The sequence below is a fragment of the Streptomyces sp. MB09-02B genome (genome assembly GCF_033794485.1).
Lineage (GTDB): Bacteria > Actinomycetota > Actinomycetes > Streptomycetales > Streptomycetaceae > Streptomyces.
This window is the reverse complement of record NZ_JARGEE010000999.1, coordinates 1-590: the sequence shown is the minus strand read 5'-3', so window position 1 is coordinate 590 and position 590 is coordinate 1. Positions and strand designations below refer to the sequence as shown.

Annotated in this window: 1 protein-coding gene; it reads right to left on the bottom strand. The window is 70.7% G+C overall.

Annotated elements, in window-relative coordinates; genetic code table 11:
* Window positions 1-89: 89 nt before the first annotated feature.
* The coding region (locus tag P1P70_RS45550) for an acetyl-CoA carboxylase biotin carboxyl carrier protein subunit (RefSeq protein ID WP_319248480.1) at window positions 90-590 on the bottom strand (501 nt) is incomplete at its 5' end.

The following is a 590-nucleotide window of genomic DNA, read 5'->3' as shown; positions in this document are numbered from 1 at the left end:
CTGCGAGATCAAGGACTGACGACGACGCAGTTCCCCGCGCCCTTGAAGGGCCTACCGGCCCAATCGGGGCGCGGGGAACTGCGTCGTCGTCAGTCCTTGATCTCGCAGATGACCGCGCCGGAGGTGAGGGAGGCGCCGACCTCTGCGGTGAGGCCCTTGACGGTGCCGGAGCGGTGGGCGTTGAGGGGCTGCTCCATCTTCATCGCCTCCAGGACGACGATGAGGTCGCCTTCCTTGACCTCCTGGCCCTCTTCGACGGCGACCTTGACGATGGTGCCCTGCATGGGGGACGCGAGGGTGTCGCCGGAGGCCGCGGGGCCGGACTTCTTGGCCGCACGGCGCTTGGGCTTGGCGCCCGCCGCGAGGCCGGTGCGGGCCAGGGTCATGCCCAGGGCGGCGGGGAGGGAGACCTCCAGGCGCTTGCCGCCCACCTCGACCACGATCGTCTCGCGGTCGGCGTCGTCGTCGGCGTCGGTGTCGGCGGGGGCCGCGAAGGGCTTGATGTCGTTGACGAACTCGGTCTCGATCCAGCGGGTGTGGACCGTGAACGGGTCGCTGGAGCCGGTCAGTTCGGGGGCGAACGCCGGGTC